At 68.7% G+C, this 16,145-nt stretch carries 14 protein-coding genes; 8 read left to right on the forward strand and 6 right to left on the reverse strand.

Annotated features, from left to right (window positions below; genetic code table 11):
* From V6M56_RS16280 to V6M56_RS16290, 3 genes are all read left to right on the forward strand, one after another.
* The coding region (locus tag V6M56_RS16280) for an NAD-dependent succinate-semialdehyde dehydrogenase (protein ID WP_332685199.1) at positions 1-1,072 on the forward strand (1,072 nt) is incomplete at its 5' end.
* Positions 1,069-1,779, forward strand: coding sequence for a ribose-5-phosphate isomerase RpiA (gene rpiA, locus V6M56_RS16285; protein WP_332685200.1), 711 nt, complete (start codon positions 1,069-1,071; stop codon positions 1,777-1,779). The genes V6M56_RS16280 and rpiA, both read left to right, overlap by 4 nt.
* 184 nt (positions 1,780-1,963) lie before the next feature.
* The gene (locus tag V6M56_RS16290; protein WP_332685201.1) at positions 1,964-2,458 is read left to right on the forward strand and encodes a DUF2059 domain-containing protein; all 495 of its coding nucleotides are present in this window, start codon (positions 1,964-1,966) and stop codon (positions 2,456-2,458) included.
* A gap of 217 nt (positions 2,459-2,675) precedes the next feature.
* Here V6M56_RS16290 and V6M56_RS16295 read toward each other — a convergent pair whose 3' ends face one another.
* The 4 genes from V6M56_RS16295 to V6M56_RS16310 all read right to left on the reverse strand — a co-directional run bounded on the left by V6M56_RS16295 (position 2,676) and on the right by V6M56_RS16310 (position 7,217).
* A complete protein-coding gene (locus tag V6M56_RS16295) occupies positions 2,676-4,100 on the reverse strand; it encodes an APC family permease (RefSeq protein WP_332685202.1) in 1,425 nt (474 codons plus the stop codon).
* A gap of 107 nt (positions 4,101-4,207) precedes the next feature.
* Positions 4,208-5,707 carry a tripartite tricarboxylate transporter permease gene (locus tag V6M56_RS16300; protein WP_332685203.1) on the reverse strand — a complete coding sequence of 500 codons (1,500 nt, stop codon included), beginning with the start codon at positions 5,705-5,707 and terminating at the stop codon, positions 4,208-4,210.
* Between the two features lie 12 nt (positions 5,708-5,719).
* Entirely contained in the window at positions 5,720-6,184 is a 465-nt protein-coding gene (locus V6M56_RS16305) for a tripartite tricarboxylate transporter TctB family protein (protein WP_332685204.1), read from the reverse strand.
* A gap of 70 nt (positions 6,185-6,254) precedes the next feature.
* On the reverse strand, positions 6,255-7,217 hold the full coding sequence (locus V6M56_RS16310; RefSeq protein ID WP_332685205.1) for a Bug family tripartite tricarboxylate transporter substrate binding protein: 963 nt from the start codon (positions 7,215-7,217) through the stop codon (positions 6,255-6,257).
* A gap of 169 nt (positions 7,218-7,386) precedes the next feature.
* Here V6M56_RS16310 and V6M56_RS16315 point away from each other — a divergent pair, with 169 nt between their 5' ends.
* The 3 genes from V6M56_RS16315 to V6M56_RS16325 all read left to right on the forward strand — a co-directional run bounded on the left by V6M56_RS16315 (position 7,387) and on the right by V6M56_RS16325 (position 11,700).
* A complete protein-coding gene (locus V6M56_RS16315; RefSeq protein WP_332685206.1) occupies positions 7,387-8,655 on the forward strand; it encodes an O-antigen ligase family protein in 1,269 nt (422 codons plus the stop codon).
* Positions 8,652-10,025 (forward strand): glutathione-disulfide reductase, encoded by a 1,374-nt coding sequence (gor, locus tag V6M56_RS16320; RefSeq protein ID WP_332685207.1) that lies wholly within the window; start codon positions 8,652-8,654, stop codon positions 10,023-10,025. The genes V6M56_RS16315 and gor overlap by 4 nt, the downstream gene beginning before the upstream one ends.
* 289 nt (positions 10,026-10,314) lie before the next feature.
* Positions 10,315-11,700 (forward strand): class II 3-deoxy-7-phosphoheptulonate synthase, encoded by a 1,386-nt coding sequence (locus tag V6M56_RS16325; RefSeq protein WP_332685208.1) that lies wholly within the window; start codon positions 10,315-10,317, stop codon positions 11,698-11,700.
* Between the two features lie 97 nt (positions 11,701-11,797).
* Here V6M56_RS16325 and V6M56_RS16330 read toward each other — a convergent pair whose 3' ends face one another.
* Positions 11,798-12,676: an outer membrane protein gene (locus tag V6M56_RS16330; RefSeq protein ID WP_332685209.1), complete on the reverse strand. Its 879-nt coding sequence runs from the start codon at positions 12,674-12,676 to the stop codon at positions 11,798-11,800.
* A gap of 209 nt (positions 12,677-12,885) precedes the next feature.
* On the opposite strand from V6M56_RS16330, the gene V6M56_RS16335 reads away from it, so the two are divergent.
* Positions 12,886-13,179, forward strand: a complete 294-nt coding sequence (locus V6M56_RS16335; protein ID WP_332685210.1) for a Dabb family protein — start codon at positions 12,886-12,888, stop codon at positions 13,177-13,179.
* A gap of 209 nt (positions 13,180-13,388) precedes the next feature.
* On the forward strand, positions 13,389-15,128 hold the full coding sequence (locus tag V6M56_RS16340; protein WP_332685211.1) for an NAD+ synthase: 1,740 nt from the start codon (positions 13,389-13,391) through the stop codon (positions 15,126-15,128).
* 213 nt (positions 15,129-15,341) lie between these two features.
* Here the strand turns inward: V6M56_RS16340 and V6M56_RS16345 are convergent, their stop codons facing one another.
* Complete coding sequence (locus V6M56_RS16345) at positions 15,342-16,121, reverse strand: peptidoglycan-binding domain-containing protein (RefSeq protein WP_332685212.1); 780 nt, start codon at positions 16,119-16,121, stop codon at positions 15,342-15,344.
* Positions 16,122-16,145: the final 24 nt, after the last annotated feature.

The raw sequence follows: 16,145 nt of genomic DNA on the forward strand, positions 1-16,145 counted from the left end.
GACGATTCCCTCGCCCTTCCCGAATTCGCGCATCATCGTGCAGAAGCAGCCGGTCGGCGTCTGCGCCGCGATCACGCCGTGGAACTTCCCGGCGGCGATGATCACCCGCAAATGCGCGCCGGGCCTGGCCGCCGGCTGCACCTTCGTGGTCAAGCCGGCGCCGGACACGCCGCTGACGGCGCTGGCGCTGGTCGTGCTGGCCGAGCGGGCCGGCTTCCCCAAGGGCGTCATCAACATCGTCACCGGCGATGCGGTGGCGATCGGCGGCGTGATGACCAGCCATCCGGCGGTGCGCTTCATCGGCTTCACCGGCTCGACCCCGGTCGGCAAGCTTTTGATGCAGCAGGCGGCCTCGACGGTGAAGAAGGTCGGGCTCGAGCTCGGCGGCAATGCGCCCTTCATCGTCTTCGACGATGCCGACCTCGATGCCGCCGTGCAGGGCGCGATCATCGCCAAGTACCGCAACATGGGCCAGACCTGCGTCTGCACCAACCGGCTGCTGGTGCAGGCCGGCATCCATGACGATTTCGTCGCGAAGTTCGCGGGCGAGGTCGCGAAGATGAAGGTCGGCAACGGCGTCGAGGTCGGCGTCGTGCAGGGGCCGCTGATCAACGAGCGCGCCGTCGAGAAGGTCGAGCGCCATGTCGCCGATGCCGTGGCGAACGGCGCGAAGGTGATGGTCGGCGGCAAGCGCCATGCGCTGGGCCGCACCTTCTTCGAGCCGACCGTGCTCGCCGGCGTCACCACCAAGATGCTGGTGACGCGCGAGGAGACCTTTGGCCCGCTCGCCCCGGTCTATCGCTTCGAGAGCGAGGACGAGGCCGTGGCGCTCGCCAACGACACGCCCTTCGGGCTTGCCGCCTATTTCTACACGAAGGACCTGGGCCGTGCCTTCCGTGTCGCCGAGGAGCTCGAATACGGCATGGTCGGCGTCAACTCGGCGATCCTCGGCACCGAGGTCGCGCCCTTCGGCGGCGTCAAGGAATCCGGCCTCGGCCGCGAGGGTTCGCTGCACGGCATGGATGAGTTCGTCGAGATCAAATACATGCTGATGGGTGGGCTCGGCGCATGAGCGACGATCTGAAGAAGGCCGCTGCCGAGGCGGCGCTGGCGCTGGTGCAGCCGGGCATGCGGCTCGGCCTCGGCACGGGCTCGACCGCCAAGCACTTCGTCGACGGGCTCGGGGCGAAGGTCGCCTCCGGCCTCGAGGTGCTTTGTGTCGCGACCTCGGAAGCGACCCAGGCGCAGGCGCTCGGTCTCGGCATCCCGATGTCGACCCTCGACGAGACGCCCGAGCTCGACCTCACCATCGACGGCGCCGACGAGATCGACGGCGCCATGCGGCTGATCAAGGGCGGCGGTGCGGCGCTGCTGCGCGAGAAGATCGTCGCGGCGGCCTCGAAGCGCATGGTCGTCATCGCCGATGCCGGCAAGCAGGTCGCGACCCTCGGCCGCTTCCCGCTGCCGATCGAGGTCGTGCCCTTCGGCCTCGAGGTGACGCGGCGTGCGGTCGCTGCCGCCATCGCCTCGGCCGGGGCGAGCGGCGATCTCGTCCTGCGCCGGCGGCCGGACGGGGAAGCGCTCGTCACCGATGGCGGCCATTTCATCCTCGACGCGCATCTCGGCCGCATCGCAAACCCCGAGCAGCTTGCTGCGGCGATCAACCAGGTGCCCGGCGTGGTCGAGAGCGGCCTGTTCATCGGGCTGGCGACGGCGGCTTTCGTCGCGGGGCCGGGCGGTGTGCAGATCCTTGGGGACGTGACGGCGGAGCGCGGCTGAAGCCGGGCGGCTGCCACGTTCATGCCCGCTTTCTCGGCGATGCCCGGCGGTGCACGCTCGCAGCAAAAGTGGTTTCCACTTTGGCTGGACATGTTCTAAGAGCGGCCAACGGGTGTGTCCGGCCGCGCGCCACCGCCTGGCGGCGCTGTTGCCGGCGCCACGATTCGACAAAGGGGAATCCTGCATGATCCGTCACAGCCTGGCCGGCGCGATCCTTTCTCTGGCGCTGTTCGCCGCGCCGGCGTCGGCGCAGCAGGGGCCCGGCCCCGAGCACCTCAAGGCGGCCCGCGACGTGGTCGTCTCCTCGGGCCTCGCGCAGTCCTTCGACTCGATCTACACCGAGTTCGTCGCCGGCGTCCGCCAGAGCGTCGGCACGACGCGGCCGGAAATGAAGAAGGACATCGAGGAGGTCCTGGCCAGCCTCAAGGACGATGCCGAAGGCAAGCGCAACGAGATCGTCGACACCTCGGCCCGCGCCTTCGCCGGCAAGATGACCGAGGCCGACCTCAAGGAGGTCGCGGCTTTCTTCAACTCGCCGGTCGGCCAGCGCTACAACTCCTTCCGGCCGGAGGTCATCGACGAGATCTACGCGCTGCTGCAGCCCTGGAGCGTTGCGACCAGCAACCTGCTCTACGACCGCTTCTATGCCGAGATGCGCAAGCGCGGCCACCAGCTCTGAGCCGTCACGCCTCGCAGCTAAACAGGGCCGCCGGATGATATCCGGCGGCCCTCTTCGTTCCGGCCTGACTTTGGAGCGCTTTCCGGTCGGCTCGCACCGTCATTGCGAGCGCAAGCGAAGCAATCCAGAGGGGACTTGCCGCGACGCTCTGCCGCCCCTGAGTTGCTTCGTCGCTTTCGCTCCTCGCAATGACGGACCCGAGTCGATCGAGGAATGCTCAGTTCACCGGGCCGCGTCCGCCGATATCCTCCATGGACGGGTCGCTGGGGCGCACGCCGGCGGCGCGGTTGACCATCACCGTGACCAGCCAGAGCAGGACGCCGATGCCGAGCAGGATGCCGGCGATCTTGTACTGGACCGGGTCGCGCCCGGTCCACGGCCCGGCGAAGAAGGCGCAGAACAGGCCGCCCGCCACCGGCAGGATCGTCGGCGTGCGGAAATGGTCGTGGTCGACTGGGTCCTTGCGCAGGATCAGCACCGCGATGTTGACGATGGTGAAGACGCAGAGCAGCAGCAGGGCCGTGGTACCGCCGAGCGCCGGCACCTCGCCGACGAAGCTGATCAGCGCGAAGGCGAGCAGCGTGGTGAAGGCGATGGCGAGGTAAGGGCTGCGCCGCGTCGGGTGCACTTTTCCGAGCGCCGGCGGCAGCACGCGCTCTCGGCTCATGCCGTAGACCAGGCGGCTCGCCATCAGCATGTTGATCAGCGCGCTGTTGGCGACGGCGAACATCGTGATGAAGCCGAAGATCCAGATCGGGAAGTTCGGCGCCCCGGCCGCGACCACCTTGAGCAGCGGCGTCTCGCCCTCGCTGAGTTCTTCGGGCGAAACCAGCGTGATCGCCGAGATCGAGACCAGCACATAGATCGCCCCGGTGATGACCAGGCCGGTGAGCAGGATCTTCGGGAAGATCCGTGTCGGGTCCTTCGTCTCCTCGGCCATGTTGACCGAATCCTCGAAGCCGACCATCGCGAAGAAGGCGAGCGTCGTCGCCGCGATCACCGGCCAGAACAGGCCGCCATCGCCTGCGGGCTTGAACTGCATCACGCGCGAGACGTCGCCCTGGCCGGCGGCGATCGCCCACAAGCCGATGAAGATCACGATCAGCAGCCCGGTCAGCTCGACGCAGGTCAGCACGACATTGGCCTTCACGCTCTCGCCGACGCCGCGGAAATTGACCGCCGCGACGATCGCCATGAAGCCGAGCCCGAGCAGGGTGATGCCCATCCCGCCGGAGAGGTTCAGCCCGAAGGCGCTCGACATGTTGGCCGCGAAGGCGCGCGAGGCGGTCGAGGCCGAGGTGATGCCGGAGCACATCACCGCGAAGGCGACGATGAAGGTGACGAAATGGATGCCGAAGGCCTTGTGCGCATAGAGCGCCGCGCCGGCGGCGCGCGGATATTTCGTCACCAGTTCGAGATAGCTGAAGGCGGTGATCATCGCGACCACGAAGGCGACCAGGAAGGGCAGCCAGACGACGCCGCCGACCTGCTTGGCGACCTGGCCGGTCAGCGCGTAGATGCCGGTTCCGAGAATGTCGCCGACGATGAAGAGCAGCAGCAGCCAGGGGCCCATCACGCGGTGGAGGCTGGGCTCGGCGGTGGTGGGCGGGGCGGCAGGGGCAGACAGCGTAGCGTCGCTCATGGTCGATCCTCGATCGGGCCGCGCAGGGCCGGTGAAGATCGCAACACAGTCGCGCCGCATTCATTCGAGCGCAACCGGCGTTCGCACGTACCGGTTGCGCGTCGGCGTCAGTCCTCGGCCGCCTTGAACCTGTTCAGCCCCTTCATCGCGAAGGGGGCGACCAGCGCGATGAAGGCGATGCCGAGCAGCGTCGCCGATCCGGGATTCTCGAGCAGGATCATCGGATCGCCGAGGCTGATCTGCAGGGCGCGGCGGAGTTGCGCCTCCGCCATCGGCCCGAGGATCAGCCCGACCACCATCGGCGCCACCGGATAGTCGTAGCGCCGCATCAGATAGCCGAGATAGCCGAAGCCGAAGAGCATGCCGAGCTCGACCGGGGAGGGATTGACCGCGAGCGTGCCCATGGTCGCGAACACCAGGATGCCGGCATAGAGCCAGGGCTGCGGCACGGCCAGCAGCCGGACCCAGAGGCCGATCAGCGGCAGGTTCAGGATCACCAGCATGACATTGGCGACGAACAGCGAGGCGATCAGGCCCCAGACCAGATCGGGCTTCTCGGCGAAGAGCAGCGGCCCGGGATTGAGCCCGTATTGCTGGAAGCCGGCCAGCATGATCGCCGCCGTCGCCGAGGTCGGCAGGCCGAGCGTCAGGAGCGGCACGAGCGTGCCGGCGGCCGAGGCGTTGTTGGCCGCTTCCGGCCCGGCGACGCCCTCGATCGCGCCCTTGCCGAACTCTTCCGGATGCTTGCAGAGCTTCTTCTCGGTCGAATAGCTGAGGAAGGTCGGCACCTCGGCGCCGCCGGCCGGCAAGGCGCCGATCGGGAAGCCATAGGCGGTGCCGCGCAGCCAGGGCGCCCAGGAGCGCTTCCAGTCCTGCTTGGTCATCCACAGCGAGCCCTTGATCGGGATGATCTCCTCCGGCTCGCGGAAGCGCTTCGAGGCGACGTAGAGCGCCTCGCCGACGGCGAACAGGCCGACCGCCAGCGTCGTCACCTCGATGCCGTTGAGCAGTTCCGGCACGCCGAAGGTCAGGCGCGCCTGGCCGGTCAGCTTGTCGATGCCGATGAGGCCGAGCGTCATGCCGAGGAACAGGCTGGTCAGGCCGCGCAGCGGCGAGTCGCCGAAGGTCGCCGAGACGGTAACGAAGGCGACGATCATCAGCGCGAAATAGTCCCAGGGCCCGAACTTGACCGCGAGCTCGACCAGCCAGGGCGCCAGGAAGGCGAGCCCGATCGTGGCGATCAGCCCGGCGACGAAGGAGCCGATCGCGGCCGTCGCCAGCGCCGGGCCGCCGCGCCCGGCCTTGGCCATCTTCGAGCCTTCCAGCGCGGTCGCGAGCGAGGCGCTCTCGCCGGGAGCGTTCAGCAGGATCGCGGTGGTCGAGCCGCCATACATGCCGCCATAGTAGATGCCGGCGAACATGATCAGCGAGCCGGCGGGGTCGAGCTTGAAGGTCACCGGCAGCAGCAGCGCGACCGTCAGCGCCGGGCCGATGCCGGGCAAGACGCCGACCGCCGTGCCGAGGAACACCCCGATCAGGCAGAACATCAGCTTGGTCGGCTCGAGGGCGACGGAGAAGCCGTTGGCGAGCGAAAGCAGCGTATCCATGAGGCGCGCCTTTCAGCCGAGGAGCCGCTCGAGCGGCCCGGCCGGCAGCGCCAGGGTCAGGAGCTTGAGGAAGAGCAGGTAGATCGCGGCGCCGAGCCCGAGGCCGATGGCGATGTCGGCCGGCAGCGCCTCGCGGCCGAAGCCGCGCGCCGTGCAGGAAAACAGGATCGCGGTGGCGATGATGAAGCCGCCGCCCAGCGCGATGCAGGCGATCAGCCCGGCGAGCCCGCCGCCGATCCAGAGCAGCGCGCGTCCGTCGGCGGCCTCGGGCTTCGGCAGCCCGTCCCTGAAGGCGACGATGAAATGCGCGAGGCCGAGGACGACGAGCCCGGCGCAGACGACATAGGGCATCGCGGTCGGGCCGACGCCGTAATTCGAGGTGATCGTCTGGCGCGAGGCGTCGAAGGCGACGATCGCCGCCGCTGCCAGCAGGAGCAGCCCGACGACGAGGGCAGGGCGGTCGATGGTGCGGGACATGGGCTTTGCCGTCGAGCGGGGGCAGGGAAAGGCGGGCGGCGTCGATGCCGCCCGCCGGTCGCGAACGGTCTTACTTCACCAGGCCGACATCCCGCATCACCTTCTCGACGCGCACCGTCTCCGCCTTCAGGAAGGCGTCGAACTCGGCGCTGGCGAGATAGGCGTCGTCCCAGCCGCGGGCCTTGAGGATCTCGGCCCATTCCTTCGACTTGGCCATCTTGTCGATTGCGCCGGAGAGCGTCGTCTTCTGCGCGTCGCTGAGGCCCGGAGGCGCCACGACCGAGCGCCAGTTCAGCAGCTCGACATCGACGCCGGCTTCCTTGAGGGTCGGCGCGTCGGGCGCGTTGGCGAGGCGCTTGGGCGAGCTGACGCCGATGACACGCAGCTTGCCGGCCTTGATCTGGCCCTCGAACTCGCCATAGCCGGAGATGCCGGCCGTGACCCGGCCGCCGAGCATGGCGGCCAGCGCCTCGCCACCACCCGAGAACGGGATGTAGTTGATCTTCTTGGGGTCGCCGCCCGCCGCTTCGGCGAACAGCGCCGCCAGGATGTGGTCGGCGCCACCGGCCGAGCCGCCGGCCCAGGTCACCTTGGCCGGGTCGGCCTTGACCCGCTCGGCCAGGTCCTTGGCGGTCTTGATCGGCGAGTCGGCCGGCACGACGATGACCAGCGCCTCGGCGGTCAGCCGGGCGATCGGCGTCGCCTGGGTCAGGCTGACCGGCGACTTGTTGAGCAGGATCGCGCCGACCATGACGAAGCCGTTGACCATCAGCTGATGGCCGTCGCCCTTGGCGTTGATCAGCTGGGCGAGCCCGATCGTGCCGCCGGCGCCGGGGACGTTGGTCACCTGCACGCTCTTGGCGATGCCGGCGGCGGTCAGCGCCTGCTGCATCGAGCGGGCCGTGCCGTCCCAGCCGCCGCCGGGCGCGGCGGGGGCCATGATCTTCAGTTCGAGCTGGGCGAAGGCGGCCGTGGTGAGGCCGGCGAGCGCGACCGCCGTCACGGCGCCGCGCTTGAGAATCGATGACAGCATGATCTACCTCCCGGCGCGGGGCCCGCGCGATTGTTATAGGCGCCTGCCTGTGGCATCGCGCCGCCCGCCCGGTCAATTGCGCCTGATTGATCAATCTTAAGTCAAGGTCTTTCGCGGGGTTGGACATTCCCCTGTCGCCCGATCCCGCGATGGCGTAAGAGCACGCCCGATGTTTCGACCCGCTTCCCCCGTGGCGACAGGCGCCCCCCTTGCCGGCGCCGCCGCCGCGATCGGCCATGGCCTGCTCGCTGCGACGCCCCTTGCGATGTGGGCGGCGACGCGTTCCGCGCCGCTGGTCCTGGGCCTGGCGGCGCTCGCTTTCCTGACGGCAGGCCTCGCCCAGGGCGGCGTCGCGCCGCTGAAGGCGCGGGCACAGGCGATCCTGTCATCGCCGCTCGGCCTTTTGCTGCTCGCCTTCGCGCTCTGGGCGCTGGTCAGCACGAGCTGGAGCCATCGGCCACTGGCAGGTTTGCGGATGTGGGGCGAGTTCGTGCTGCCGGCCGTCTTCGGGCTGGTGATCGCCGCAAGCGGGGCTTTCGAGCCCTCGCGGCGCTTCACGCGGGCGCTCGCGATCACGGTGCTGCTGGCCGCCTGCCTGCTCGGCTACGAGTTCCTCACCGGCTTCACCGAGCGGCGCTGGCTCGCCATCGACGACCGTCAGCAGGTCTTCTATTTCAACCGCGCCGTGCTCACCTGCCTCGTCCTCTGCCTGCCGGTGATCGATCGTCTCTGGCGGGGCGGTCTCGGCCTCGATCGCGCCCTCACAGGCCTGCTCGGCCTCGTCGTGACGATCCTCGTCTTCGTCTCGGACAGCGAGGCGGCCAAGCTCGGCCTCGTCGTGATGGCCGCGGTCCGGCTCGGCTTCGCCGCCGCGTCGCGGCTGACGCTGGCGGCCACCGGCGCGGCCTTCCTCGCGACCATGGTCCTGGCGCCCGCGATCGGGCCGGCGCTGGAGGCCCGGATGCCGGCTTCGCTGCGCAGCCATCTCCAGCCCTCGCATGAGGTGCGGATCGACATCTGGGAAACCTTCGGCGAGGCGGCGATGCTGCGCCCGCTGCTCGGTTTCGGCTTCAACGCCGCCGCGACCTTGCAGGACAATCTGGTGGCGCAGGCCATCTCGCCGCCGCGCCGGGCGATGCTCGCGATCGGCCATCCGCATAGCGCGCCCTTGCAGGCCTGGGTTGACACCGGAGCCGTCGGAGCCGCTTTGCTGGCGCTCTCCGGCCTGCTGCTGATCGGCCGGCTGCGGCGGCTGCCGCCGGCGCGGGCGGCGATGCCGACGGTGTTCTTCGCCGGCAGCTTCGCGATCGTCGTGGTCGCGCATGGCGCCTGGCAGGGCTGGTGGATCGCGGTCCTGACCCTGGCGGCGCTGCTGTTTGCAGCCGCTCCGGCGCAAGCAGGAAATCTCGAGGGCAGGGCACGCGAGGGCAGGGCATGAGCGAATACGACGTCGACCTTTTCGTCATCGGTGCCGGCTCCGGCGGCACCCGCGCCGCCCGCATCGCCGCCGGCCACGGCGCCAGCGTGGCGATCGCGGAGGAGGACCGGATCGGCGGCACCTGCGTCATCCGCGGCTGCGTGCCCAAGAAGCTCTTCGTCTATGCCAGCCGCTTCGCCGACGAGTTCGAGGATGCAGCTGGCTTCGGCTGGAAGGTCGGCAAGCCCGAATTCGACTGGCCGACCCTGCGCGACGCGGTCGCCAACGAGGTCACGAGGCTGTCGGGCCTCTACCGCAAGGGCCTGGAGGCGGCGCTGGTCCAGATCCATCAGGAGCGCGCGGTCATCGAGGACGCGCATACGGTGCGCCTGCAGCGCAGCGGCAAGCCCGTTCGCGCCCGCCACATCCTCGTCGCGACCGGCGGCCATCCGGCCTTCGACCCGCCGATCCCGGGTGGCGAGCTCGGCATCTCCTCGAACGAGGTCTTCCATCTGCCGAGCCTGCCCAGGCGCATGCTCGTCGTCGGCGGCGGCTATATCGCGCTCGAATTCGCCAGCATCTTCGCCCGCCTCGGCGTCGCCGTCACCCTGCTGCACCGCGGCGACAATATCCTGCGCGGCTTCGACGAGGACGTTCGCACCCGCCTGCGCGAGGCGCTCGGCCATGCCGGCATCACGCTGCGGCTCGGCTGCACCGTCGACCGCATCGAACTGCTCCCGGACGGGGCGCGCCGCGCCCATTGCGCCAAGGGCGAGCCGATCGACGCCGAGGTGATCCTCGTCGCCACCGGCCGCCGGCCCAACACGGCCGGGCTCGGGCTCGAACAGGCCGGCGTCAAGCTCGGCCCGGTCGGCCAGGTCATGGTCGATGCGGCTTCGGCCTCCAGCGTGCCCTCGATCCATGCCGTCGGCGACGTCACCAACCGCGTCAACCTGACCCCGGTCGCGATCCGCGAGGGCCACGCCTTCTCCGACTCGACCTTCGGCGGCAAGCCCTGGACGACCGACCACAGCCTCGTCGCCTCCGCCGTCTTCACCACGCCGGAGATCGGCACGGTCGGCCTCACCGAGCAGCAGGCTATCGCCACCGGCCATGAGCTGCGCGTCTTCGAGGCCGGCTTCCGGCCGATGAAGGCGACGATCTCGGGCCGCAACGAGCGCATCTACATGAAGCTCGTCGTCGACGCGAAGAGCGACAAGGTGCTCGGCGTCCACATCCTCGGCCACGACGCCGGCGAGATCATCCAGGCCGTCGCCATCGCCGTCACCATGGGCGCGACCAAGGCCGATTTCGACCGGACCATCGCCCTGCACCCGAGCGCGGCCGAGGAACTCGTCACCCTGCGCACCGCCCGCAAGAGCGAGCTCTAGCCACCCGGCCCGCGCAGAAAGGTGGGCGGTCGCGACGCTTGAACCGGGATATCAACCGCCTGAATCGAGGTTGAAGCGCGTTGAACCGGGGTATCAGCGACCCGAACCGGGATGTGAGCCCCCGCCGCCATCGTTTTGCGAAGATTCGATCTTTTTGCGCGGCGCGCCGGCCGCTGGGCGGCGAACCCTGCCGCAATGGTGGTCAGCCGCGGCGTTGGGGTGTATAGGCCGCCTTTCGCGCTGAGAAGAGGTTAACGCAGGCGCGATTTGTGAAAGCAGGAGCAAGACGATGTCCGAGCGGTGGACGCCCGAGAGCTGGAGGGCAAAGCCTGTCCAGCAGATGCCGGATTATCCGGATCAGGCAGCCTTGAAGGCGGTTGAGCAGCAGCTCGCCGGCTTTCCGCCGCTGGTTTTTGCAGGCGAGGCGCGCAAGCTCAAACGGGCGTTGAGCAAGGTCGCTGCCGGTGAGGCCTTCCTCCTGCAGGGCGGTGACTGCGCCGAGAGCTTCGCCGAGCATTCGGCCGACAACATCCGCGATTTCTTCCGGCTCTTCCTCCAGATGGCGGTGGTGCTGACCTTTGCCGGTGGCTCGCCCGTCGTGAAGGTCGGCCGCATCGCCGGCCAGTTCGCCAAGCCGCGCTCGGCCCCGACCGAGACCATCGGCGGCGTCGAATTGCCGAGCTACAAGGGCGACATCGTCAACGACAACGAATTCACGGCGCAGGCCCGGATTCCGGATCCGCGCCGCCAGCTCGAGGCCTATCGCCAGTCGGCGGCGACGCTGAATCTGATCCGCGCCTTCGCGACCGGCGGCTACGCCAATCTCGACAACGCCCATCGCTGGATGCTCGGCTTCGTCAAGGACAGTCCGCAATCGGGCCGCTATCAGGAGGTGGCGGGGCGCATCACCGAGGCGCTCGACTTCATGCGCGCCATCGGCATCGACCCGGAGACGCATCCCGAGATGCGCACTACGGACTTCTACACCAGCCACGAGGCGCTGCTGCTCGGCTACGAAGAGGCGATGACGCGCACGGATTCGACCACGGGCGAGTGGTACGACACCTCCGGCCACATGGTCTGGATCGGCGACCGCACGCGCCAGCTCGACCATGCCCATGTCGAGTTCTTCCGCGGCATCCGCAATCCGATCGGCCTGAAATGCGGCCCCTCGCTGAAGCCCGACGAGTTGCTCAAGCTGATCGAGGCGCTCGATCCGCAGAACCAGCCCGGCCGGCTGACGCTGATCGCCCGCTTTGGCGCCGACAAGGTCTTCGACCATCTGCCGGCTCTGGTGCGTGCCGCCAAGCGGGAAGGGCGCAACGTCGTCTGGTCCTGCGACCCGATGCACGGCAACACCGTCAAGGCGGCGAGCGGCTACAAGACGCGGCCCTTCGACCTGATCCTGACCGAGGTGAAGAACTTCTTCGCCGTCCACCAGGCCGAGGGCACCCATGCCGGCGGCCTGCATCTGGAGATGACCGGCAAGAACGTCACCGAGTGCACCGGCGGTGCCCGCGGCATGACCGATGCCGACCTCAACGACCGCTACCACACGGTCTGCGACCCGCGCCTCAACGCCGAGCAGGCGCTGGAGATGGCCTTCCTCGTGGCCGAGCTGGTCAAGCGCGAGCGCTCCGGGCGGGCCCGGCCGGAGGTCGAGGCGGCCGAGTAGCGGCTGCTTCACCACCGCTGTCGCCGGCGGCCGAAAATGCAGGAAGGCCGGGGCGGACCGCCCCGGCCTTCGTTTTTTTAAGGTCCGGTTCGGCGGTTCAGAACTTCAGGGCCGCCGCGACGCGCCCGGTGTTGACCGTCGTCGTCGTGCCCTCGACCTCGCCGAAGGCGACGTACTGGTATTCGGCGCGCAGGAGGAGGTTGTCGGTGAGCGCCCAGTCGACGCCGGCGCCGAAAGCCATGCCGAAGCCCCAGACATCCTTGCGCGCGACGCCGACGCGCAGCGGATAGCCCGCGGCGCTCGTCGAGGTTTCGGTGGCCGTGCCGGCATTGGTGACGATTGCGGCCGTCGCATCGATTGTCGAGAACGCGTCGAAGCGTCCGAAGGCCGCGCCGATGGTGGCGAATGGCATGATCCGGCCATAGGCGTAGCCCATGCGCAGGCGCGCGGTGGCGTAGTCGTGCAGGCGGGCGCCGAGGCGAGTATCCATCGACCAGTCGATGGTCTGGCCGCCGGCGACGGTCCGGCGCGCGATGAAGTCGCTGAAGCCATATTCCTGGCCGGCGCGCGTATAGTCGGCCTCGAGGCCGAGCACGACGTCGCCGAACAGGAAGTTGTAGCCGGTGAAGCCGCCGAAATTGGTGCCGCTGTCGCGCTTGGAGCCCTGGTCGACGACGAACTGGCCCATGTCGACGGCCTGTCCGAGCGCCGTGTTGCGATAGGCCGAGCGAGCGAGGTCCGGCAGGCCGGGGCCGGGCTCGAATTCGGTTTCGCTCAGGGCGGCGAAGCCGCCGAAATAAAAGCCCGACCAGTCGAAGCGGCCGGAGCTGAACAGCTCGCTGCGTTGCTCGAAGGGCTGTTCGATCTGCGAGCCGCGCAGGACGGGGTAGTCGGCGGCTTGCGCTGCCTGCAGCGGTGCGAGAGCGCAGGCGAGCAGGGTGGCGGGCGCAATCGCGGCGAAATGGGAAGCACGCATCCGGTGACTCTCCGAACGGCCGCCGGCGGAGGAATGCGGCAGGCTCGAACATGATTCATGCCCGGTTAACCCTAATACCGGGTTAATGCGGCTGCCGGTTCGCGGGAGGCGCCGACGAACTGGGCTCTCAGGCCGCATCGACAATCGGCCCGCCCGGCGGCTAACCAGGCGCCGGCGGGCCGGGTGCGGCCGGGTGCGGGAACAGGGCAATGATACGTCACATCGTGTTTTTCACGGCGAAGGACCCGGCAGAGCGCGATACGATCGTTGAGGCGCTCGCGCACCTCGGCGAGATTCCGCACTCGCTCGCCTTCGAGGTCGTGGCCAATGCCAAGCTCGACCCGATGGGCAACGAGATCGATATCGTCGTCTATGGCGAATTCGCCGACGAAACGGCGCTGGCCGCCTATAAGAGCCATCCGGTCTACGACGAGACCACGCAGCGGGTGCGCCCGATGCGCGAATTGCGCCATTCGGCGGATTTCCGCTCGACAGTGGGCTGAACCGCAATCGAAGATCGCGCCGTCATTCCGGCCGTAGCGAAGCGAAGCGCCGGAATCCATCGTAGAGCTCGGCGCCCTACGATGGATTCCGGAGCGGCGCCGCTGCGCGGCTTGTCCGGAATGACGGTGGAGGGAAACGACGAAAAATGCAGGACCCGCAGTCCCTCGAGGCCGTTGCTGGCCTTACGCGCTCAAGCTAAATCCCATCCATGACCACGACCTCCTTCCGCCTGGCCCTGGCCCAGCTCAACCCGATCGTCGGCGACGTCGCCGGCAATGCCGACAAGGTCCGCGCCGCCAGGCGCGAGGCCGCGGCGCAGGGCGCCGAGCTGGTGATGTTCACGGAGCTCTTCCTCTCGGCCTATCCGCCCGAGGATCTGGTGCTGAAGCCGGCCTTCCAGGACGCCTGCCGCCTGGCCTGCGAGGAACTGGCGCGCGAGACCGCCGATGGCGGCCCGGCGCTGCTCCTCGGCCTGCCCTGGCTCGAGGACGGCAAGCTCTATAACGCCTATGCGCTGCTCGATGGCGGGCTGATCCAGTCGGTGCGCTTCAAGGTCGACCTGCCGAATTACGGCGTCTTCGACGAGAAGCGGGTGTTCGAGCCCGGCCCGCTGCCCGGCCCGGTGGTGTTTCGCGACCGGCTGCGCCTCGGCATCCCGGTCTGCGAGGACATCTGGGGCCAGGACGTCGTCGAGTGCATCGCGGAAACCGGCGGCGAGATCCTGCTGGTGCCGAACGGCTCGCCCTTCCGCCGCGGCGTCACCGAGGAACGGCTGAACGTCGCCGTTGCCCGCGTCGTCGAGGCCGGGCTGCCGCTGGTCTATCTCAACCAGATCGGCGGCCAGGACGAACTGGTCTTCGAGGGTGCCTCCTTCGTGCTGAATGCCGACAGGAGCTTCGCCCATCAGCTCCCCGCCTTCCGCGAGGCGCTGGTCGTGACGCAATGGGAGCGTGGGGCCGATGGCTGGCACTGCCTGCAAGGCGAGATCGCGGCGGTCGAGAGCGGCGACGAGGCCGATTACTCGGCCTGCGTGCTGGGCCTGCGCGACTATGTCGAGAAGAACCGCTTCCCCGGCGTCGTGCTCGGCCTCTCCGGCGGCATCGATTCGGCGATCTGCGCCGCGATGGCGGTCGATGCGCTCGGGCCCGAGCGCGTGCGCTGCGTGATGATGCCCTATCGCTTCACTTCGCAGGAGAGCCTCGACGACGCGAAGCACTGCGCCGACGCGCTCGGCGTGCCCTACGAGATCGTGCCGATCGCCGCGCCGGTCGAGGGCTTCGAGGCGGCGCTGGCGGGGCTCTTCGCCGGCACCAATCGCGGCATCACCGAGGAGAACCTGCAGAGCCGGGTGCGCGGCACGCTCCTGATGTCGATCTCGAACAAGTTCGGGCCGATGGTGGTGACGACCGGCAACAAGTCGGAGATGTCCTGCGGCTACGCCACCCTCTATGGCGACATGAATGGCGGCTACAACCCGGTGAAGGACCTCTACAAGACCGAGGTCTTCCGCCTCTCGGCCCTGCGCAACCGCTGGAAGCCGCAAGGGGCGCTCGGGCCGGACGGCGAGGTCATTCCGGTCAACATCATCGTCAAGCCGCCGACGGCCGAGCTGCGCGAGAACCAGAAGGACCAGGACTCGCTGCCGCCCTATGAGGTGCTGGACGACATCCTCGCCTGCCTGATCGAGCACGAGATGCGGCTCTCCGACATCGTCGCCCGCGGCCACGACCTCGAGACCGTGAAGAAGGTCGAGCGCCTGCTCTATCTCGCCGAATACAAGCGCCGGCAGGCGGCGCCGGGCGTCAAGGTGACGCGCAAGAACTTCGGCCGCGACCGGCGCTACCCGATCGTCAACGGCTTCCGCGATCCGGGCAACGGCGCCCACAAGCCCGATGCCGGGCTGGTCAAGGGCGTCGGCAAGGCCGGGGCTGAGAGCTTCGACTTCTGAGAGCGCCGGCCCTTGGCCCGTCGGATGCCGTCTGGAAACGCGTCGTCATTCCGGGGCAGGCCGCAGGCCTGAGCCCGGAACCCATGAACACCACGCTGGACCAATTTGCCCAGGCCGCATTTCATTCGGTGGCGTCGTGTTGATGGATTCCGGGCTCGCCACTGCGTGGCGCCCCGGAATGACGGGCGCATGGGGCGGCAGAAGGTCGATCGGCTACAGCCAGAACCCTCCGATCTGGTTCGCCGCCGGATTGGCGAGACAGGCGGTCATCCGGTCGAGCCAGATGCGCTGGTACTTGGCGTTGAGGCCGTGCTGGGTGTCGACGTCGTAGCGGCGCTGGATCAGGGCGACGCGGCGCTTGATATGCAGGTCGACCAGGCCGTTGATCTTCGTCACCAGCCCGGCCAGCGTCGGCGCGCGGGCGATGGTGAGCTGGTGCGCCAGCGTCCGGCAGGCGACGAAGCCGACATCGTAGTGGAACTGCTCATGCGCCAGCAGGGCAGGGGTCAGCGCAGCCCCGATCTTCACCTTGGCGTCGGGGTCGACGAAGATGATGTTGGGGACGCCGATGGCGTAGTCCGTGCCGACCATGCGCGCACCCCGGTCCGGAAGCTCGTAGGTGAAGGCGGTATAGGCGTCCTGCACCGTGCCGTCGGCGGGGTCCATCACCACCGGCAACTGCACGAAATCGCCGACCTTCAGCGTCACCGGGGCGCGCTCGCAGGTCACGATCGCATCGGCCGGCACCGGGGTCGTGACCAGCGACTGGAAGGTCTTTCCACCTGGGTCGACGCGCGAATCCGGCGAGGCGAGCTTCATCACCACCTGCTGGTAGCGCCGGATCGCGCCCCGGGTCAGCGGGCCGCAATCGCCGTCGACCTCGAGCAGGTCGAAGCCGAGCGTTCCGGCATGGGGATTGAGCAGCGCCTGCACGAGGCGGGTATCGGGAGCAGCGTTCTTGCCGCCCAGCCCGACCGAAGCCGTGATGCTCATCCTCGCCTCCCTGCGCAGGTAGCC

Source organism: Allobosea sp. (assembly GCF_036675845.1).
Taxonomy (GTDB): domain Bacteria; phylum Pseudomonadota; class Alphaproteobacteria; order Rhizobiales; family Beijerinckiaceae; genus Allobosea.